18 protein-coding genes are annotated in these 18,013 nt (G+C 75.4%); 10 read left to right on the top strand and 8 right to left on the bottom strand.

Features of this window, described 5'->3' with window-relative positions; genetic code table 11:
* Positions 1 to 41: 41 nt before the first annotated feature.
* Positions 42 to 290: a DUF6158 family protein gene (locus JS756_RS10230; protein WP_205382707.1), complete on the top strand. Its 249-nt coding sequence runs from the start codon at positions 42 to 44 to the stop codon at positions 288 to 290.
* Between the two features lie 213 nt (positions 291 to 503).
* Here JS756_RS10230 and JS756_RS10225 read toward each other — a convergent pair whose 3' ends face one another.
* Complete coding sequence (locus JS756_RS10225; RefSeq protein WP_205382706.1) at positions 504 to 1,046, bottom strand: type 1 glutamine amidotransferase domain-containing protein; 543 nt, start codon at positions 1,044 to 1,046, stop codon at positions 504 to 506.
* A gap of 82 nt (positions 1,047 to 1,128) precedes the next feature.
* Positions 1,129 to 1,524 carry a DUF2795 domain-containing protein gene (locus JS756_RS10220; RefSeq protein WP_205382705.1) on the bottom strand — a complete coding sequence of 132 codons (396 nt, stop codon included), beginning with the start codon at positions 1,522 to 1,524 and terminating at the stop codon, positions 1,129 to 1,131.
* A 589-nt stretch (positions 1,525 to 2,113) separates the two neighbouring features.
* On the opposite strand from JS756_RS10220, the gene JS756_RS10215 reads away from it, so the two are divergent.
* The 3 genes from JS756_RS10215 to JS756_RS10205 all read left to right on the top strand — a co-directional run bounded on the left by JS756_RS10215 (position 2,114) and on the right by JS756_RS10205 (position 5,292).
* Positions 2,114 to 2,767, top strand: coding sequence for a hypothetical protein (locus tag JS756_RS10215; RefSeq protein ID WP_205382704.1), 654 nt, complete (start codon positions 2,114 to 2,116; stop codon positions 2,765 to 2,767).
* A 135-nt stretch (positions 2,768 to 2,902) separates the two neighbouring features.
* Positions 2,903 to 4,150: an aminotransferase class I/II-fold pyridoxal phosphate-dependent enzyme gene (locus JS756_RS10210; protein ID WP_205382703.1), complete on the top strand. Its 1,248-nt coding sequence runs from the start codon at positions 2,903 to 2,905 to the stop codon at positions 4,148 to 4,150.
* On the top strand, positions 4,147 to 5,292 hold the full coding sequence (locus JS756_RS10205) for an MBL fold metallo-hydrolase (protein WP_205382702.1): 1,146 nt from the start codon (positions 4,147 to 4,149) through the stop codon (positions 5,290 to 5,292). Before JS756_RS10210 ends, JS756_RS10205 begins: the two co-directional genes overlap by 4 nt.
* 144 nt (positions 5,293 to 5,436) lie before the next feature.
* On the opposite strand, the gene JS756_RS10200 is transcribed toward JS756_RS10205, so the two are convergent.
* On the bottom strand, positions 5,437 to 6,063 hold the full coding sequence (locus tag JS756_RS10200; RefSeq protein ID WP_205382701.1) for a DedA family protein: 627 nt from the start codon (positions 6,061 to 6,063) through the stop codon (positions 5,437 to 5,439).
* Entirely contained in the window at positions 6,060 to 6,833 is a 774-nt protein-coding gene (locus JS756_RS10195; protein WP_205382700.1) for an MBL fold metallo-hydrolase, read from the bottom strand. Before JS756_RS10195 ends, JS756_RS10200 begins: the two co-directional genes overlap by 4 nt.
* Positions 6,834 to 6,916: 83 nt before the next feature.
* On the opposite strand from JS756_RS10195, the gene JS756_RS10190 reads away from it, so the two are divergent.
* The 4 genes from JS756_RS10190 to dnaK all read left to right on the top strand — a co-directional run bounded on the left by JS756_RS10190 (position 6,917) and on the right by dnaK (position 12,735).
* The gene (locus JS756_RS10190; protein WP_205382699.1) at positions 6,917 to 7,318 is read left to right on the top strand and encodes a hypothetical protein; all 402 of its coding nucleotides are present in this window, start codon (positions 6,917 to 6,919) and stop codon (positions 7,316 to 7,318) included.
* Between the two features lie 295 nt (positions 7,319 to 7,613).
* Positions 7,614 to 9,797 carry a phage holin family protein gene (locus JS756_RS10185; RefSeq protein ID WP_307790495.1) on the top strand — a complete coding sequence of 728 codons (2,184 nt, stop codon included), beginning with the start codon at positions 7,614 to 7,616 and terminating at the stop codon, positions 9,795 to 9,797.
* Between the two features lie 403 nt (positions 9,798 to 10,200).
* Entirely contained in the window at positions 10,201 to 10,629 is a 429-nt protein-coding gene (locus JS756_RS10180; protein WP_205382698.1) for an OsmC family protein, read from the top strand.
* A 258-nt stretch (positions 10,630 to 10,887) separates the two neighbouring features.
* Positions 10,888 to 12,735 (top strand): molecular chaperone DnaK, encoded by a 1,848-nt coding sequence (dnaK, locus tag JS756_RS10175; RefSeq protein ID WP_205382697.1) that lies wholly within the window; start codon positions 10,888 to 10,890, stop codon positions 12,733 to 12,735.
* A gap of 21 nt (positions 12,736 to 12,756) precedes the next feature.
* Here the strand turns inward: dnaK and narJ are convergent, their stop codons facing one another.
* The 4 genes from narJ to JS756_RS10155 all read right to left on the bottom strand — a co-directional run bounded on the left by narJ (position 12,757) and on the right by JS756_RS10155 (position 16,652).
* The gene (gene narJ / locus JS756_RS10170) at positions 12,757 to 13,251 is read right to left on the bottom strand and encodes a nitrate reductase molybdenum cofactor assembly chaperone (RefSeq protein ID WP_205382696.1); all 495 of its coding nucleotides are present in this window, start codon (positions 13,249 to 13,251) and stop codon (positions 12,757 to 12,759) included.
* Between the two features lie 504 nt (positions 13,252 to 13,755).
* The gene (locus JS756_RS10165; protein WP_205382695.1) at positions 13,756 to 14,571 is read right to left on the bottom strand and encodes an SAM-dependent methyltransferase; all 816 of its coding nucleotides are present in this window, start codon (positions 14,569 to 14,571) and stop codon (positions 13,756 to 13,758) included.
* A 22-nt stretch (positions 14,572 to 14,593) separates the two neighbouring features.
* Positions 14,594 to 15,457, bottom strand: coding sequence for a Sco1979 family transcriptional regulator (locus JS756_RS10160; protein ID WP_205382694.1), 864 nt, complete (start codon positions 15,455 to 15,457; stop codon positions 14,594 to 14,596).
* Positions 15,458 to 15,812: 355 nt separating this feature from the next.
* Positions 15,813 to 16,652: a helix-turn-helix domain-containing protein gene (locus JS756_RS10155; protein WP_205382693.1), complete on the bottom strand. Its 840-nt coding sequence runs from the start codon at positions 16,650 to 16,652 to the stop codon at positions 15,813 to 15,815.
* Between the two features lie 240 nt (positions 16,653 to 16,892).
* On the opposite strand from JS756_RS10155, the gene JS756_RS10150 reads away from it, so the two are divergent.
* Both JS756_RS10150 and JS756_RS10145 read left to right on the top strand, forming a co-directional pair.
* Positions 16,893 to 17,198, top strand: coding sequence for a 4a-hydroxytetrahydrobiopterin dehydratase (locus JS756_RS10150; RefSeq protein WP_205382692.1), 306 nt, complete (start codon positions 16,893 to 16,895; stop codon positions 17,196 to 17,198).
* A gap of 26 nt (positions 17,199 to 17,224) precedes the next feature.
* Positions 17,225 to 17,965, top strand: coding sequence for a class I SAM-dependent methyltransferase (locus tag JS756_RS10145; protein WP_205382691.1), 741 nt, complete (start codon positions 17,225 to 17,227; stop codon positions 17,963 to 17,965).
* Positions 17,966 to 18,013 lie beyond the last annotated feature (48 nt).

The raw sequence follows: 18,013 nt of genomic DNA, 5'->3' as shown, positions 1-18,013 counted from the left end.
AGGGACGAACACGACGTAGCGACGACGAACAGGGCACCACCATGAGCGGAGTCGACCCGGCGCGACTGGACGACCAGCAGCTGATGAGGGAGCTGGAGACGATCCACCGCACGCGCCACGACACCCTGCTGTACGGCTCGAGCGGCGCGCTGCGCGCCCACAACGAGCGCATGGCGCAGCTGGAGGGCGAGTACCTGCGCCGCAATCCACGGCGCACCGTCGCCGCCGGACGCACCCGCGAGGGTGCCCGGGAGCGCAGCGCCGGGGAGTCCGCGGCACCCCCCGCGTGACCTGCGGCACCCGCCGAGCGTGCGGCGGTCGCACCGGGCACCGAGCGCTCGGGCCGCTCGGCGGGCGCGCCCGCCCCAGGCGGAGCGCGGCACACCCCGCCGGGAGCCGCGCACGGGTCGGTGCGTCCCGGCACGCCCCGAGTCGGTATGTCCTCGCGCATCCGCACCCGGTCGGGTCCTCGTGCCACGAGGGCCCGACCGGGTGCGGGTCCGTCAGGCGGCCTCTTGGGCCAACACCTCGAGGAAGGCCTCGTCGAACGCCTTCAGATCACCCGGCCGGCGGCTGGTGACCAGCTTGTTCGGCCCGTTCCCGCAGATCTTCACCGGCAGGTCCACCCAGATGCCGCCCGCGTTGCGGATGTCCGTCCTGAGACTCGGCCACGACGTCAGCACGCGGTCGCGGACGACGTCGGCCTCGATCAGCGTCCACGGCGCGTGGCAGATCGCGGCGACCGGACGGCCCAGGGTGAAGAAGTCCCTCGCGAACCGCACCGCCGCGGCGTTCGTCCGCAGGAAGTCGGGGTTGGCGACGCCACCGGGCAGGACCAGCCCGTCGTAGGCGTCGGCGGAGGTCTCGCCGACGACCGCGTCGACCTCGAAGGTGCCGGCTCTGTCCAGGTGGTCGAACGCCTGGACCGCACCGGGCCTCGTCGACACCAGCACCGGCTCGTGGCCCGCGTCGATCGCGGCCCGCCAGGGGTCCGTGAGTTCGACCTGCTCGACGCCCTGCGGTGCGGTCAGGAAAGCGACACGCATGATCGGCCCTCCGGCGGTTCGTGCCGCCCGGTGTCCCGGCCGCGGCCCTGTCGATGCGGCTGCCGGCGTCGTCGCATCGAGCTCACCGGCCGCCCTGCCGTCGTGCCGTTCCCGTGACCGCCTCGGCCAGCTCCTGCACGTTGCCGTAGCGCTCCCGGCGCGGCAGTGTCCGGAGCGCCTCGACGAGCGCGTCCGGCGCGTTCCTGCTGTGCAGGACGCCGGCCAGCCGTGCCGCGTCGGCCGGGAAGGCGCTGCGGCCCAGGATCCGGGCCAGCTCCAGCCGCACCGCCTCCAGGGGCGCTCCCCCCGCGCCGGGCGTCACGGGGCCGCCCCAGACCTGCGGGTCGTCCTCGGCGGCCGGCTCCGGGTCGTGCCACTCCTCCACGCGCGTGGGGTGGCCCGAGCGGAGCAGGCCCTGCAGTTCGTGCTTCCTCTCCTCGTCGCGGTACACGCTCATCCGGTCGCTGCCTCGCTGCATGTCTCCCTCCAGATCCTCGAACGTGCCCCCCTGCGTACCCGGCGGACCGGCGGCGACACCGGCGCGGCCGGGGCCTGACGGGTCACCGCGGACGCCGGGTGGAAACCTCGCGCCGCTCCCGCCCGCGCGGGCGGGAGCGGCGCCCCCGGTCGGATCGCGGGCGCCTCCGCACCCTTTCGCGGCCGGCCGCGCCCGCTATGGGCCTTGCCCGGACCGGTTCGCGCTCCCGGCGACGCTCCGTCCGAACCCCCTGGGGCACCGGGCGGCCACCACACGGCTGCGGACGTGGCAGGGCCCGAGGACGCCCGCACCACGACGCCCCCGCCCTCGCCGCGCGCGTCCGCACCCCGGGCGGCACCGCCGCCGGGACCGGGCCGCGAAGCGCCACCCGAGCGGGCCGTCCGCGCGGACCGCCGACGCCGACCGGATCGCCGGGCACCTTCCATCGGCCGCGGCGCGTCCCCCCCGTCACCCGGTCGGCCGCGTTCGTCCCGCCAATGGGGGACGGCCGCGCGCGCCTCAGCGCCCGGCGGGCTGTGATGTCCGCGGGGGCACGCACACGCCGTGCCGCCCGGAAGGAGCCCGTCCCATGCGCCGCACCTCCCGTGTCCTGGCCGTCGTCCTGCTCAGCGGGGCCGCGGTGGCGGCCGTCGCGCCGCAGGGAGCCGCCGAGCCCGCTGCCGGGCCGGCCGCCGAGGTCGCCCCGGGGTCGGTGCAGCCGGGCGGAGCGGTCACCGGCTCCGTCTCCTGCGACGCCCCGGACGGGACCGCGCCGGAGACCCTGGAGGCGACCTCCCCGGCCTTCGACGAGGGCACCGTCCACCTGCAGAAGGTGCCCGGGGAGGGGGATCGCGCCGCCGGTGGGCCCGCCTACCGCGGCACCGCCCGCATCTCCCCGCCCGATGACTTCGAGGGAGTCGACGGGACCGGGCCGGACACGGCGTGGACCGTCGACGGCGACTGCCCCGCACCCCCCGGCGGGCAGGACGGGCCGTGGAGCGCCACCTTCGACGTCGCCCGCGGAGCCGCCCACCGCGGCACCCCGTCACCCTGCCCCGAGCCGCACGTCACTCCCTGCGGCGGCCCGGTGATCCAGCACGGCGTACGGGCGGGCGAGGGGGGCGCCTTCACCGGTTCCGTGCCCGCCCTGGTCGCCGGAGGGGTGCTCGTCGCGGGCGCGGCCGGCGCCGCCGTGCACCGGCTGCGCCAGGGGCACTCCGACCGGCACGGTCGGCGGGTGTGACCCGGGCGACCCGTGCGGGCGCCCATGGCGCACGGGGTCCGTGGGTACTCCGATTCCGAGGGACGGAAGATCGACCGAAGACCGACGAAGATCCAGGCGGCGACGGCGGGCTCCTGGGTCCGGGTGGAGGCAGGCATGCGGCGAACGGACCCCGAAGGCCACGGGCCCGTTCGCTACGGGCCTCCCCTCCCCGGCGACGGGCTCCCCGTGCTGCCCGAGCTGACCGCCGTGGTCGCCGCCGCGGCGAGCCGTGCCGAGGCCGAGCCGGTCGGCGGGGGCAGAGCCCTGCTGGACGCCGCCTGCGGCTGGTTCGCCCGCCGGGGGCTGCCCGCCGAGCCCGACCGGGTGGCCGCCGCCCCGGGTGCCCCCGCGCTGCTGCTGGCCCTGACCGCCGCGCTCGGCGGAGACGTGCTGGTGCCGCGTCCGTGCGCCGCCTGGTGGGCGCCCTGCGCGCGTCTGCTGGGCAGACGCGTCTTCCATGTGGCGACGCCCGCCGAGTGCGGTGGTGTGCCCGACCCGTACGCGCTGCTGGAGACGGTGCGCCGGGTGCGCGCCGAGGGCGGCGACCCGCGGCTGCTGGTGCTGTCCGTCGCCGACGACCCCACGGCCACCGTCGCGCCGCCCGAGGTGCTGCACGAGACCGTCGAGGCCGCCGCCGGCGAGGGCCTGCACCTGGTCAGCGACGAGACCTGGCGCGACACCCTGCACCGCCCCCACGACACCGTGCTGCTGAGCCCTGCCGAGATGCTGCCCGAGCGGGTCACCGTCGTCTCCGACCTCGCCGGCGCCCTGCTGCCGGTCGGCTGGCCCGCCGCCGTCGTCCGTTTCCCCGCGAACGGCCACGGCGACGGCCTCCACGCACGCGTGCTCGACGTCCTCACCGCGCTCGGCGCCCGCGTGGCCGTGCCCGTCGCCGCGGTGGCGGTCCACGCGCTGACCGAGCCCGAGGCCGTCACCGCGCGGGTGGCCGCTTCCGTGGGCCTCCACGCCCGGGTGGCGGTCGCCGTGCAGGCCGCCGTGGTGGCCGCGGGCGCGCTGGCCCGCCCCCCGAGGGCCGGCCGCCACCTGTACACCGACCTCGGCCCGCTCCGACCCGCCCTGTCCTGCCACGGAGTGGGCGACGCACAGGAACTGGAGGACTTCCTGACCGCGCGCCTCGGCATGCCCGCACCCGGCGGCCACCGCTTCGGCGACGACCTCGGGGCCCTGCGCGTACGCCTCTCCACCGGCCCGCTGCTCGGCGGCACGGACGCCGAGCGCGCGCAATGCCTCACCTCGGCCGCCCCGCTGGACCTGCCGCATGTGCGCCGCGCCCTGAACACGGTGAGGTCGGTCTTCGACGATCTCCGTGACGACGCCCAGCGACGGGAGCCTCTTCGATGACGCAGAAGTCCGAGTCGAACAGCCCGACGGCCACCGCCGGGGCCGCGTCCGCCGCCACGACGGGAGCGGCGACCCGCCCGGTGGGCACCGCGGCCCCCCTCGCACCCGCGGCACCCCCGCTCGCCGACCCGCGTCCGCTGGGCGAACGGCGGGTGTGGCCACGGACCTTCCACGACCGGCTGACCGCGCCGCTGCCCGGCCTCAAGGCGCTCGCCCGCTTCGCCTGCGAGGGGTCCGTGCGCCCCGGCGAGGAGGGCCTGGCCGACATCCCCCGGCTGCCGTTCGAGCCGGGCCCGCTGCCGTCCGTCGACGCCCGCACCGTCGCCGTCACCTGGGCCGGGCACGCCAGCTGGGTCATCCGCATCGGGGGGCTCACCGTCCTGACCGACCCGGTGTGGTCCCGCCGCATCCTCGGCACCCCCGCCCGCATCACTCCCGTCGGCGTCGCCTGGAGCGCGCTGCCGCCCGTCGACGCCGTCGTCATCAGTCACAACCACTACGACCACCTCGACGCCCCCACCCTGCGCCGGCTCCCGCGCCACACCGCCGTGTTCGTACCGGCCGGCCTCGGCCGCTGGTTCCACCGCCGCCGGTTCACCCGCGTCACCGAACTGGACTGGTGGGAGGGTGCCGAACTGGCGGCCAGGGGGGCGGCGGCGGAGACCCCGGCCGGGGAACGCGGGGGACGGCCGGCCTGCGTCCGCTTCGACTTCGTCCCCGCCCACCACTGGTCCAAGCGGACCCTCACCGACACCTGCCGCTCCCTCTGGGGCGGCTGGGTGATCACCGCTCCCGACGGACAGCGCGTCCACTTCGCCGGCGACACCGGCTACGGCCACTGGTTCGACCGCATCGGCCGACGCCATCCCGGCATCGACCTCGCGCTCCTGCCCATCGGGGCCTACGACCCGCGCTGGTGGCTCAGCGACGTCCACTGCGATCCGGAGGAGGCGGTCCAGGCGGCCCAGGACCTGGGGGCCCGGCGCATGGCACCGATGCACTGGGGCACGTTCGTCCTCTCCGCCGAGCCCGTCCTGGAACCCCTCACCCGGGTGCGGGCGGCCTGGCAGGCGGCGGGGCTGGACCGCGACGACCTGTGGGACCTGCCGGTCGGGGCCTCACGGGTGCTGGGCGGGCCCTGACGGGCCACCGGCCGAACGGGCCGGACGCGCACCGGGCTCCCGGCCGGACCGGCCGTGGAACGGGCCGGCGGCCGACCACCCGGGACGAGACCACCGCCCGCACGCGGCACCCCGCGCACGGCAGCCGCCCTGCATCGGGGCACCTCACCCGCGCAGGCGCCTCCACAGGGCGGGCGCGCCGCTGATCAGCAGCGCCACCGCGACCGCCGCGACCACGCCCTGCCACGGCCGGGGGAACAGGGAACCCCCGAGGATGCCGATCAGCTGGTACGTCACCGCCCATGCCAGGCAGGCGGGCAGGTTGCCACGGGCGAACGTCCGCAGTGGCCACTGCGCCAGCAGGCACGCCAGCATGATCGGGATCCGGCCGGCCGGCACCAGCCGGGACAGCACCAGCACCGCCACCCCGTGCTCGGCGAGCCTGGCCTGGGCCCGGGAGAGCCGCTCCTCCGGCGCCCGCGCCCGGATCGCCTCCAGCCAGCGCGAGCCGTTCTTCGAACCCATGCCGTGCCGCCCCAGCGCGTACAGCGCCGCGTCTCCGCAGAAGGCGGCCAGCGACGCCGTCACGAACACCAGTGCCAGCGCGAACGGCGCCGTCTGGTGCACGGCCACCACGGCCGCGGAACTCACCAGCGCCCCCGTCGGCACCACCGGCACCAGCGCGCCGATCAGCACCAGCAGGAACAGCGTCGGATAGCCGATCGCCTGCTGGGTCGACTCGGGCGGCACCGTGGAGCGCGCCGCGGACAGCGCGTGGGCCAGCAGCGTCACCGGGTCACCTCCGGGCGGACGCTCTCCCCGTGCCCCAGCCGGTGCACGGCCACCGCCGGCGTCCGCTCGGCGGCCAGCCGGACGAACTCGTCGCCCGGGGAGTGGAACTCGTGGGGGCGCACCGCGCTCATCCCGATCGGCCAGTACGTGCCGTAGTGCACCGGTACCGCGCTGCGCGGCGCGAGCCGGGCCAGTGCCTGCGCCGCGCGCCCCGCGTCCAGGTGCCCGTCGCCGAGGTACGGTCCCCAGCCGCCCACCGGCAGCAGTGCCACGTCGATCGGCCCGACCTCCTCGGCCATCGACGCGAACAGCCCGGTGTCCCCGGCGAAGTAGGTGCGTGCCTCGCCCTCCACGACGTACCCGAGCGCGGGGGAGCGCTGCGGCCCGACCGGCAGCCGCCGCCCGTCGTGCCGGGCCGGAACGGCACGCACCAGCACATCGCCGACCGCCGTCACGTCGCCGGGCTCCACCTCGTGCAACCGCAGGTGCTTCAGGCGCCGCAGGCCCGGCACGGCGAGGGGCGCACCCCGGGGCACGATCAGGCGCGTGCCCGGAGCGAGGGTCTCCAGCGAGGGCACGTGGAGGTGGTCGGCGTGCAGGTGCGAGACCAGCACGACGTCCGCGTGCCGGGCCCGCGGCGGCGGTACCGGCCCGCGGCGGCGCCTGAGATGGGCCAGCCTGCGGGCGAACAGAGGATCGGTGAGCACACGGACGTCCGAATCCTCGACCGTGCAGGTGGCGTGCCCCCACCAGGTGATCTCCACCGGCACCCCTTTGCCTCCTTCGCGCGACTCCCCGAAGCCTACGGGCAGGAGTAGGGTCGGCGGCGAAACCCGGAGGTGAGGGGAACGCCATGGGACCGGTCCGCGTCACGGCGATCGCGAGTCTGACGCCGCTGGAGGCACTGGACAGCGACCCGTTCCTGGTGGACTCCCGCAGCCAGCACGCCATCTGCGCCCGCTGGGCCGCCGAACGCGGGTACGTCGTCAGCCGCGAACTGCTCGTCAGCGGACTGCGCCCCGACCACGGTGCGCTGTGGGACGGCGTCCGGTCCGGCATCGACGTCTTCGTGGCGCCCAGCCGCCGGGTGCTGGAGAGCGCCCTCGCCTCCGTGGAGGCGTTCACCGAGGAGTGCGTCCGGCGCGGGGTGCGGGTGGAGACGGTGGGCTGCGCGGAGCCGTCCTACGACGCCCGGATGAAGGCCTGCGTGCACCGGCGGCTGTCCATGCCCACGGCCGGATACGACGGCAGGTAGCCACCGCCCGCAGCACCCGCGGCCGGTGCCGCCCGCTCCTGCCCGCCGGTGCCCGTCCCGCTGGCCCCGTCCGCCCGGAGCGCTGCCGCGGGCCCCGTCCGCCGTGGGGCCCGTCCGGCACCGCAGTCCCGCCCGCCCCGTCCGCGGACCCGGCCCCGCCCGGACCGGCGGCGGCCACCGCGGGCCCGTGCCGCTCCCCGGCCGTGCGACGGGACCGTACCCGTTCCCCGGCGTGTGACAGGGTGGAGCCAGACCCGTTTGCGGGGGGCGGGCCGGGACGTGAGGTGGGCACAGCGTGGGCGCAGGGCGTTGGCGGCGGATCGCCGGGCAGATAGGGCGGAGCGTCGCGGTGTGGGCGGTGTCCACGGTCACCATGCTGGTCCTCGCCGGACTCCTGCCGGACTTCCAGCTCCAGTCCCCCGACGGCGACAGCGCCACCCGCATCGCCGTGACGGCCGCGCTGGGCGCCGGCGCCTTCGGCCTGCTGTCGGCACTGGTCTGGCCCGTCCTGGTACGGCTCCTGCTGCTGGTGCCGGCGCTCGTCCTGGGCCTGCTGGTCTTCTTCCTCAACGGCTCCCTGCTGCTCGTCGCCCTGCGCATCAACCCCTCCGGCGCCAGCGAGGCCGACCCCGAGACCGCCGTCATCGTCGCCGCGGTGATGTCCGCGGTCGCCTCGGCGACCGGTGCCGCCCTCGCCGTGCGCGACGACGACGCCTACCGCCGCCGCCTGTACCGGCTCGCCGACCGCCGGCGCCGCCACCACCCGCCGTGCGCCTCCACCCCCGGCACGGTCTTCGTGCAGTTCGACGGGGTGGGGCACGACGTCCTGCTCGACGCCGTCGGCAGCGGGCTGATGCCGACCGTCGCCCGCTGGCTCGGCGACGGCGACGGCCGCGCCGCCACCCACCGGCTCACCCCGTGGCGCACCGACTGGTCCAGCCAGACCGGCGCCAGCCAGCTCGGCATCCTGCACGGCACCAACGACGGTGTGCCCGCCTTCCGCTGGTACGAGAAGGACCGCGGCGAGGTCATGGTCTGCAACCGGCCCAGCAGCGCCGCCGAACTCCAGCGGCGCGCGATCGAGCGCACCGGGGACGGCGGGCTGCTCGCCGTCGACGGCGCCAGCCGCGGCAACCTCTTCAGCGGCGGCGCCGGCGAACTCGCCCTGGTGCTGTCCGTCTCCGCCCGCCGCGGCCGGGACAACCGGTCCCGGGCCGGATACTTCGCCTACTTCTCCGACCCCGCGAACGCCGTGCGCACCGCGCTGTCCTTCGTCGCCGACGCCTGCCGGGAGCTCGGCCAGTCCGCCCGGGCCCGGGTGCGGAAACAGCGCCCGCGCGTCTCCCGCGGCGGCCTCTACCCCCTCGTCCGGGCCTTCGCCACCGTCGTGGAACGCGACGTGGTGGTGGCCGCCGTGACGGGCGACATGCTCGCCGGGCGCACCGCCGTCTACGCCGACCTCGTCGCCTACGACGAGGTCGCCCACCACTCGGGTCCCGCCGGCCGCGACGCCGCGCAGGTGCTGCAGCGACTGGACCGCTCACTGGCACTGATCGAGAACGTCGCCGAGCACGCCCCGCGGCCCTACCGGATCGTCGTCCTGTCCGACCACGGGCAGAGCCCCGGCGAGACGTTCCGCGCCCGCTACGGCCTGAACCTCGCCGACCTGGTGCGGGCCGGGTGCGGACTGCCCGTGCCGCGCCGCGCCGAGCGCACCCACAGCGGTGCGGAGGCCCGGTCCGCGGTCCGCGCGGCCCTGCGCCGCCCGGTCGAGGAGGGCGGCGAGCGGCACCGGCCCTCCCGGCGCTCGGAGCCGATCGTGCTCGCCTCCGGCAACCTGGGCCTGGTCTCCTTCCCGGACGTGCCGCACCGCATGACCCGGCAGGAGATCGACGCCCGGCACCCCGCCCTGCTGGCGACCCTCGCCGATCATCCCGGCATCGGATTCCTCCTGGTCGCCGACCGGGAGCACGGCGGTGTCGTCCTCGGCGCGCGCGGCGCCGCGGTCCCGCTGGACCGGCTGGACGAGGACCCCGGACCGCTCGGCGCGTTCGGGCCGGGCGCCGCCGACGCCGTACGCCGCACCCACGCCTTCCCCAACACCGCCGACATCATGGTCAACTCCATCCACGACCCCGTGGACGGCGAGGTCCTGGCCTTCGAGGAGCAGATCGGCTCGCACGGCGGCCTGGGCGGTGCCCAGAGCCGGCCGTTCCTGCTGTCCCCGCTGGTCCTGTCGCCGCCCGCCGAGGACGGGACGGAGCCGGCAGGCGCCGAGCAGGTCCACCGCGTTCTGCGCCGCTGGCTGCACGAGGCGGACGGCTCCCACCTCCCGGCGGCCCCCGCGCCCCCTGCGGCCCCCGCGCCCCCTGCGGCCCCCGCGGCCCCGGTGGTCCCGGTCGACACGCCGCGGCCCGCGACCTCCGGCGGCGCCCCCTGGGCGGTGCCGGACCCCGGCGCGCGGGACAGGAGCGCGTGACGGGATGCGGCTCGGGCCCGCCCCGGGGCACGGACGACGGTGCACAGGCCCCCGGACCCGCAGGGCGCCACCACCCCGGGCGCCCTCGGCGGCTCGGCACCCCCGGCACCTCCCACGGCACCGCGAACCGTCCACCGCGGGCCGGCCGGCACAGCCGGTGCCGTGCCGGAGGGGCCGCGGCGTCCGGACGGCGAGCAGGCCCGCCGGCGGCACCCGACACCGGCCGGGATCCGCCGCCTCAACACCCGCAGGGAGCCGCCTTGTTGTCGCCGTGTTGCGCCCGTCCCGGCCCCACGTACGCCGTTCCCCGCCCCCGGGCCGTTCTTCCGGGTGTGCCGCGCCGGAATGTGATCGGATGGGGGCAGGAATCCCGGACACGGGACCACACGCGAAAGGATCTACCGTGGCTACCACGCGCTCCGCACACACCGTCTGGGAAGGCAACCTGCTCCAGGGCAGCGGCGTCGTCACCTTCGACTCCTCCGGCGCGATCGACAAGCAGCCCGTGTCGTGGCCCTCTCGCGCCGAGGAGCCGAACGGCAGGACCAGCCCCGAGGAACTGATCGCGGCGGCCCACTCCAGCTGCTTCTCCATGGCCTTCTCCAACATCCTCGCCAAGGCCGGCACCGCGCCCACCAAGCTCGTCACCTCGGCCGACGTCACCTTCCAGCCGGGGGAGGGCATCACCGGCGTCCACCTCTCCGTCGAGGGCACCGTTCCCGGCATCGACAACGACGCGTTCGTCGCCGCCGCCGAGGACGCGAAGGCCAACTGCCCGGTCAGCCAGGCGCTGAAGGCCGTGCCGATCACCCTGTCGGCGAAGCTCGCCTGAGCACGCACCGCGCGGACCGGCGCCCGGGAGCGGGAGCCGGTCCGCGCGCCTGCCCGGCCCTGCGCCACCTCCCGGCCCCGGCGCCCCGGCACCCCGCGGAACCCAGCCCGCCCGCCCGCGCACGCACCGCATCCGGCCGGCTCCGTGCCGTCGCTCCCCGTGCCGCACGGCCCCGACACCGAGGGCGGCATTGACAACCACCTGCCCGCGTTCTGTGCTGGAGGGGTGGAGGCAGCGCCTCGACGGAAGGGGACGGCGATGGCACGGGCGGTCGGGATAGATCTGGGAACCACCAACTCGGTCGTGGCGGTGCTGGAGGGCGGCGAGCCCACGGTCATCGCCAACGCGGAGGGGGCCAGGACCACACCGTCGGTCGTGGCCTTCGCCAAGAACGGCGACGTGCTCGTCGGTGAGGTCGCCAAACGGCAGGCGGTGACCAACGTCGACCGCACCGCCCGCTCGGTCAAGCGGCACATGGGCGACGCGCACTGGCGCTTCCCCGAGCACGGCTCGGTGGACGGCACGCGCTACCGGGCCCAGGAACTGTCCGCGCGGGTGCTGCAGAAGCTGAAGCGGGACGCCGAGGCCTACCTCGGCGAGGACGTCACCGACGCGGTGATCACCGTGCCCGCCTACTTCGACGACGCCCAGCGGCAGGCCACCAAGGAGGCCGGGGAGATCGCCGGCCTGAAGGTGCTCAGGATCATCAACGAGCCGACCGCCGCCGCCCTCGCCTACGGCCTCGACCGCGGTGAGGAGCAGACCGTCCTCGTCTTCGACCTCGGCGGCGGCACCTTCGACGTCTCGCTGCTGGAGATCGGCGACGGCGTCATCGAGGTCAAGGCCACCAACGGCGACACGCACCTGGGCGGCGACGACTGGGACCAGTGCATCGTCGAGCACCTGACCAGGGCGTTCAAGGGACGTCACGGCATCGACCTGGCCGCCGACCGGATGGCCGTGCAGCGACTGCGCGAGGCCGCGGAGAAGGCCAAGATCGAGCTGTCCAGTTCCTCGGAGACGACGATCAACCTGCCTTACCTCACGGCCACCGCCGAAGGGCCCCTCCACCTCGACGAGAAGCTGACCCGCGCCCAGTTCCAGGAGCTGACCGCCGACCTCCTGGAACGCTGCAAGCAGCCCTTCCACCAGGCGGTGAAGGACGCGGGCGTGAAACTGTCCGCGATCGACCACGTGATCCTGGTCGGCGGCTCGACGCGGATGCCCGCCGTCACCGACCTGGTGAAGGAGCTGACCGGAAAGGACCCGCACAAGGGCGTCAACCCGGACGAGGTCGTCGCCGTGGGCGCCGCCCTCCAGGCCGGTGTGATCCGCGGCGACGTCAAGGACGTCCTGCTGCTCGACGTCACCCCGCTCTCCCTCGGCATCGAGACCAAGGGCGGCATCATGACCAAGCTCATCGAGCGCAACACCACGATCCCCACCCGGCGCTCGGAGATCTTCACCACCGCCGCCGACAACCAGCCCTCCGTCGGCATCCAGGTCTACCAGGGCGAACGGGAGATCGCCGCTTACAACAAGAAGCTCGGCGTCTTCGACCTCACCGGACTGCCGCCCGCTCCGCGCGGCGTACCGCAGATCGAGGTCGCCTTCGACATCGACGCCAACGGGATCATGCACGTCTCCGCCAAGGACCTGGCCACCGGCCGCGAGCAGAAGATGACCGTCACCGGCGGCTCGGCGCTGCCCAAGAACGACATCGACCGCATGATGCGGGAGGCCGAGCAGTACGCCGAGGAGGACCGTGCGCGCCGCGAGGCCGCCGAGACCCGCAACCAGGCCGAGCAACTCGTCTACCAGACCGAGAAGTTCCTCCAGGAGAACGGCGACCGTGTCCCCGCCGACACGCGCGCCGAGGTCGAGTCGTCCGTCACCGCGCTCCGGACCCTGCTGGAGCAGAACGCCGACGCCGCCGCGCTGCGCTCCGGGGTGGAGCAACTGGCCACGGTCAGCCAGAAGATGGGCCAGGCCATGTACGCGCACGCCCAGCAGGAGCCGTCCGGCGAGCAGCACACCGCACCGCACCCGGAGGACGAGAGCGTCGTCGACGCCGAGATCATCGACGACGAACGCGACCAGCGGTAGGGGAGCCCCGAGGCGGCGCCGTCAACCGGGGTCACGCGTGTGCGAGGTCGGCACGACCGCGCACACGGCGTCCAGGACGGCCGCGTACGGTGTGCCGTACTCGGCGAGCCCGGAGCGCAGCTTCTCCAGGTCGTCGCGGTACTCGGTGAGCAGGCCGGTGTCGCCGGTGCGGGCGGTGAACTCCAGCACCGCCGGCAGGAAGTCGGGAAGCTCCTCCCCGGTGAACTCCAGACCGTGGGCGCGGTAGAGCTCCTTGAAGCGCGCCAGCGACCTTCCGCGCACCCGCACGTCCCCGTCGCACCGCGAGCTCAGGTACAGACGGTGCCGGTTGCCGAGGCCGAAGACCTGCACGTAGTGCGCGGCCAGCTCCTGCAGCGGGGTCAAAGCCGCGTGGTCGGCGAACTCCCGCAACTGCGGCGCGGCTTCGCGCAGCAGCGGAAGCCGGGCCCGGAAGCCCTCGTCGGGGTAGGTCAGGCACAGGGCGGCAGCCTGGTACAGCACGGCGTCCGAGGGCATCGCGGAGCCTCCTCCGGATCGGCTTAGACCGGGTCGTGGCCGGTCACCGGCGACGCGGCGGACGCCCTGCACGCACTCCCCGCGCCCGGTGGGGCCCGAGCGGCAAACCGCGTGTGCCGCGTGGCGGTGACCGGCCTCCCGCGTCCGGTACGAGGGGCCCCGCGCCCTGCGATGGCACGCACCGCACGCCGCGTGACCGTCCTCCCGCGGGACGACGGGACGTCCGCAACAGACCCTAGGGCGGTGCCGCGCACCGCACTCGTTCAGCGCACCCGAACGGGGTGTCCGGCGCGGAGACGCCCGGGGCGCCGAGCGGGGAAGCCCGCCGCGGAAGCCGGGTTCCCCCGTGGGGGCCCGGTGGGTCGGCCGTGCGGGAACGCCCGGCCGACCACGGGGGCGATTCCGCCGTCGCGGCAGGGTGCTGCGCCCCCCGGGTCCGCGACGCGACGGGATCCGGCGTGCGCCCGGTTCGGCCGTGCGGGGAAGTCCGGCGGGGCGATGCCGTCAGGGCTTGCGGGCGACGCCCGCGTAGACCGGTACGACGCCCTCCGCCTGCGCGTCGACGTCCTCCGGGCCGGGCCGCCAGCCGGTCACCGGGATCACGCCGGGACCGAGCAGCTCCAGACCGTCGAAGAAGCGCCCGAACGCGGTGACCGACCGCGGGTGGAAGGGGGTGCCGCTGCGCCGGAAGTGCTCCGCGGCCCGCTGCACGGCCTCCGGGTTGAGGTCCGCGGTGACCTGCGACAGGATCACGTGGCTGCCGGGGGCCAGCGCGGCGACGTAGCGGCCCAGCAGGCCGTACACGTCGTCGCCCTCGGGATCGTCGTCCAGGTAGTGGGTCAGGGCGACCAGCGACAGTGCCACCGGCCGGGCCAGGTCCAGGACCTCCTCGGCCCGGGTCAGGAGGGCGTCGACGTCGCGGACGTCGGCGTGCACGTAGTGCGTGGCACCCTCGGGCGCGGAGTGCAGCAGGGCCTCGGCGTGCCGCAGCACGAGAGGGTCGTTGTCCGCGTAGACCACCCGCGCCTCCGCGGCCACCTGCTGTGCGACCTGATGCAGGTTGGGCTCGGTGGGAATGCCCGTACCGATGTCCAGGAACTGGCGCACACCCGCCTCGGCGACCGTGCGCACCGCCCGGTGCATGAAGCGGCGGTTGGCGCGCGCCCCGCGCACCGCGGTGCCGTCCACGGCGAGGATGCGCCGCGCCAGCTCCTCGTCGACGGGGTAGTTGTCCTTGCCGCCCAGCCACCAGTCGTACACCCGGGCCGGATGCGGCCGGCCGGCGTCGATGCGGAGGGGGTCGGCCTGGGAACCGGTCATGCGGGGTGCTCTCCTCGGTCGGTCAGAACGTCCGGCGGTAGTCGCTCAGGATCTTCTTCGTGCGGTGTGCGGAGGCGGCGTGCGTGGTGAGGTGGTCGAGGACCTCCAGGTGCGCCGAGACCTCGTGCCGGGAGTCCAGGTACAGCGCGCCCGTGAGGTACTCGGTGACCACCAGGTCCGGCAGCTCCGGCTCGGCGAAGCGGAACAGGGAGAACGGGGCGTACGTGCCCGGATGGGGGCCCGCGGCGAACTCGGCGACCTGCAGGGTCACCCGGTCCCGCTCGGCGAACTCCAGCAGCTTGTCCAACTGCTCGCGCATCACCCCGGAGTGGACGCTCACCGGGCGCAGCAGCACCGTCTCGTCCATGATCACCCACAGGTGGGGGGCGTCCGCGCGCTCCAGCAGCCGCTGCCGCTCCATGCGCAGGCACACGTGCCGTTCCATGGTCTCCGGCGTCGTCCGCCCGATCGTGCCCGTCTCCAGCACGGCCCGCGCGTACGCCTCCGTCTGCAGCAGCCCGGGCACGAAGTGCGGCTCGTAGGAGCGCATCATCCGTGCAGCGCCCTCCAGGCTGACGAACAGGCTGAACCAGTCCGGCATCACGTCGTGGAAACGCTGCCACCAGCCGGGGCGGTTGGCCTCCTCGACGAGATCGACGAAGGCCGAGGCCTCCTGTGCGGACACGCCGTACGCCTCCAGCAGCACCTGCACGTACGGCACCTTCAGCGCGACCTCCGCGGTCTCCATGCGCCGTACGGTCGCCGGGGCCACCCGGAGGATCTGCGCGGCCTCCTCGCGCCGCAGCCCGGCCTCCTCGCGCAGTTCCTGCAATCGCTTGCCGAGCACCACCTGGCCCACGGTCGGCGCGGGCCGCCGCTCACTCACGCCACGTCTCCCTCTCAGCGCCCTGGCAGCCGAACCACGCGAGCAGTCTGTCACGCTCCGGCACACATCTCACAGGCCCCCGGGTGAGGCGCTCACCACTCGGAGTCTCCTCAACACCCATGACCTCAGGGGTGACCGACCCTCCCGGGCGGGTGCCGGGATCGCGGACCGGCGGTTTTCCGGCCGGCGTGCTCCGGCCCGGGAACCGGCAACTCGCCGGCACCGCACCGCGTCGAGCGTCCTCGCCCGGCCGTCCGGCTCGCGCCCACCACGACGGGCCCGGTACGGGCGCAGCGCGGGTGGCCGTCACGGCCGGCTCTCGCGGCACTCCGGTTCGCCGCCTGCGCGGCCGCCGTCAGGACATCGCCGCGTGCAGGTACTCGGCGGTCGCCGCGTCGGCCGGCAGGAACGTCTCGACGGCCAGTTCGGCGACGGTGACGTCCATCGGCGTGTTGAACGTCGCGATCGACGAGACGAACGACAGCACCCGCCCCCGGTGCTCGATCAGCAGCGGCAGCGCGAAGTGGGGACTCGGCGGTCCGCCGCCCGCCGCCCCGGCCTCCGGCGCGTCCTCCGGCACCGGATACGCCCCCACCTCCTCGTACAGTGCCCGCAGCCGCGGCGACCGGTGCAGGGCGATCTGTCGCTCCATCTGCTCCAGCAGGTGCCCGCGCCAGGCGCGCAGGTTCCGGATGCGCGGTGCCATGCCCTGGGGGTGCAGGGTCAGCCGCATCGCGTTCAGCGGCGGCGCGAGCAGCGGCTCGGGGATCCCTTCGAGGAGCATGCCGATGCCCCGATTGGCCACCCGCACGTCGTAGAAGGCGTCCACCACCAGCGCCGGGTACGGCTCGTAGCCTCCGATCAGCCGTTCCAGGCCCGCCCGGACCGCCCCCAGCGCCGGGTCGTCCAGCGGGGTCTCCGGGTAGCGCGGGGCGTAACCCGCCGCCAGCAGCAGCGCGTTGCGCTCCCGCACCGGGACCTGGAGGTGCTCGGCGAGTCGCAGCACCATCTCCTCGCTGGGCCGTGAGCGGCCCGTCTCGACGAAGCTGATGTGCCGGGCGGAGGAGTCGGCGCGCAGCGCCAGTTCCAGCTGACTGACCCGTCGCCGCTCCCGCCATGCCCGCAGCAGCGGACCGACGCCCTGCTCGGCGGGGGCGGAGGGGGACGCGGCGGCACGGGACGCGACAAAGGCCATACGGCCGACCGTAGTCGAAGGCCGGCCCCGTCATCGAGCCCGGCCGGGCGGGCCCCGGGCGGCCCGGACCCCGTCGGCGTACCCGGACGGCCCGCACACGAGGGGGCGCGCGGTCCGTCATCGGCGCCCGGCGCGGGGGCCGCTTTCCGCCACCCGTACGGCCGGAACGCGCCGAGGGCCCCGACCGCCCCCCTGTGGCAGGCTGGACGGGTGCGAGCCGCTGTCGAAGGGAGCCGGGCCATGGCCGTGGAACCGCTGTCGCAGAAGGAGATCGAGGACCGGCTGGCGGACCTGCCGGGCTGGTCGCTCGACGACGACCGCCTCGTCCGCTCCTACCGGCTCGCGAACCACTTCGCCGCGACGGCACTGGTCATCCACATCGCCCAGGTCCAGGAGGAGCTCGACCACCACTCCGACCTCACGCTCGGCTACAACACCGTCTCCGTCGCGGTGAACACGCACAGCGTCGGAGGCCGGGTCACCGGGCTCGACGTCGAGCTGGCGCGCCGCATCCAGGAACTGGCCCCCACGCACGGCGCGCACTGATCCGGCGTCCGGGGGGGGGAGCGCCCATGCTGGACTACGACAAGGAAGCCGAGCGCTACGACGCCCTGCGCGGCGGGGAGCCCAGGGCGATCGCGGCGGCCGACGCCGTGCTGAGCCTGGTGCCCCCGCACGCCACCCGCCTGCTCGACGTGGCCTGCGGCACCGGTATCGTCACCAGGCGCCTCGCCGCGGCCAGGGCCGGGCTGCGGGTGACCGGCGCCGATCTGGCGGAGGCCATGACCCGGCACGCCGCGGCCCGGCTGCCCGGGGCGGTCGTCCGGGCCGACAGCCGCCGGCTGCCGTTCCCGGACGGCGTGTTCGACGCCGTGACGACCGTGTGGCTGCTGCACCTCGTCGACGACCCCGCCGACGCGCGGGCCGTGGTCGCCGAGTGCGCCCGGGTGCTGCGGCCCGGGGGTGTGTACGTCACGACCGTCGACAAGGGCGCCTCGCACAACGTCGGCAGCGACATCGACGCCGTCCTCGCCGCCCGCCCGCCCACCCCGTCCCGGGACGCCGCAGCGCTGGTCGAGGCCTACGCCGCCGAACGCGGCCTCACCGCGGCCGGACGGGCCCGCTTCACCGGCCACGGGCAGGGCCGCAGCCCGCAGCGCGCCATCACGGACCTCCGGCGCGGCTGGTTCGTCACCCTCCCGCCGGGCGAGCCTCTCGCCGAGGAGTTCGCCGCCCGCCTGTCCGCCCTCCCCGACCAGGACCGCCCGCGCCCCGAACCCGTGTTCACCGTGCGAGGGTTCGGCAAGGCCTGAGCCGTGTCCGCGGGCGGCAAGGCGTGTGCCGGGAGCCGTGCGCGGCGC

The organism is Streptomyces actuosus (assembly GCF_016921115.1).
In the GTDB taxonomy this organism is placed as follows: Bacteria; Actinomycetota; Actinomycetes; order Streptomycetales; family Streptomycetaceae; genus Streptomyces; species Streptomyces actuosus_A.
The sequence above is the reverse complement of the archived record's forward strand: the minus strand, read 5'-3'. Positions and strand labels throughout refer to the sequence as shown.

Bases quoted from the DNA above. Each gene is read 5' to 3' on its own strand.
- JS756_RS10190 (WP_205382699.1), top strand. From the start codon at position 6,917: ATGGGACCGGTCCGCGTCACGGCGATCGCGAGTCTGACGCCGCTGGAG.
- JS756_RS10225 (WP_205382706.1), bottom strand. From the start codon at position 1,046: ATGCGTGTCGCTTTCCTGACCGCACCGCAGGGCGTCGAGCAGGTCGAA.
- JS756_RS10205 (WP_205382702.1), top strand. From the start codon at position 4,147: ATGACGCAGAAGTCCGAGTCGAACAGCCCGACGGCCACCGCCGGGGCC.
- JS756_RS10155 (WP_205382693.1), bottom strand. From the start codon at position 16,652: ATGGCCTTTGTCGCGTCCCGTGCCGCCGCGTCCCCCTCCGCCCCCGCC.
- dnaK (WP_205382697.1), top strand. From the start codon at position 10,888: ATGGCACGGGCGGTCGGGATAGATCTGGGAACCACCAACTCGGTCGTG.
- JS756_RS10145 (WP_205382691.1), top strand. From the start codon at position 17,225: ATGCTGGACTACGACAAGGAAGCCGAGCGCTACGACGCCCTGCGCGGC.
- JS756_RS10215 (WP_205382704.1), top strand. From the start codon at position 2,114: ATGCGCCGCACCTCCCGTGTCCTGGCCGTCGTCCTGCTCAGCGGGGCC.
- JS756_RS10150 (WP_205382692.1), top strand. From the start codon at position 16,893: ATGGCCGTGGAACCGCTGTCGCAGAAGGAGATCGAGGACCGGCTGGCG.
- JS756_RS10165 (WP_205382695.1), bottom strand. From the start codon at position 14,571: ATGACCGGTTCCCAGGCCGACCCCCTCCGCATCGACGCCGGCCGGCCG.
- JS756_RS10220 (WP_205382705.1), bottom strand. From the start codon at position 1,524: ATGCAGCGAGGCAGCGACCGGATGAGCGTGTACCGCGACGAGGAGAGG.
- JS756_RS10230 (WP_205382707.1), top strand. From the start codon at position 42: ATGAGCGGAGTCGACCCGGCGCGACTGGACGACCAGCAGCTGATGAGG.
- narJ (WP_205382696.1), bottom strand. From the start codon at position 13,251: ATGCCCTCGGACGCCGTGCTGTACCAGGCTGCCGCCCTGTGCCTGACC.
- JS756_RS10210 (WP_205382703.1), top strand. From the start codon at position 2,903: ATGCGGCGAACGGACCCCGAAGGCCACGGGCCCGTTCGCTACGGGCCT.